This window comes from Pseudomonas sp. 2995-3, assembly GCF_002742565.1.
Taxonomy (GTDB): Bacteria; Pseudomonadota; Gammaproteobacteria; order Pseudomonadales; family Pseudomonadaceae; genus Aquipseudomonas; species Aquipseudomonas edaphica.
Genome location: NZ_LJSB01000376.1, coordinates 1 through 245 on the forward strand (window position 1 = coordinate 1; position 245 = coordinate 245).

At 34.3% G+C, this 245-nt stretch carries 1 protein-coding gene; it reads right to left on the bottom strand.

The window, feature by feature from the left end; all coding sequences use genetic code 11:
* The coding region (locus AOA62_RS32725) for a response regulator transcription factor (protein ID WP_143521944.1) at positions 1-188 on the bottom strand (188 nt) is incomplete at its 3' end.
* Positions 189-245: the final 57 nt, after the last annotated feature.

A 245-nucleotide genomic window follows, 5' to 3' on the forward strand; every position in this document is an offset into this window, starting at 1 on the left:
ACGCCTAGCTTTCCATAAATGTGCTTAAGATGAACTTTAACTGTAATGACACTGATAAATAATTTTTCCGAGATATCTCGATTGGTGTTTCCTGTACATAGTTCTTCAAGAACTTCTATCTCCCTTTTTGTTAACATTTTTCCATAATCCGTATCTAATTGCTCTTGTTCCAACTTCACATTCTCCATACTTCTTCCCCCTTAAAAAATAATAACCGCATTACTACCCTCATCCAATATAAAAGG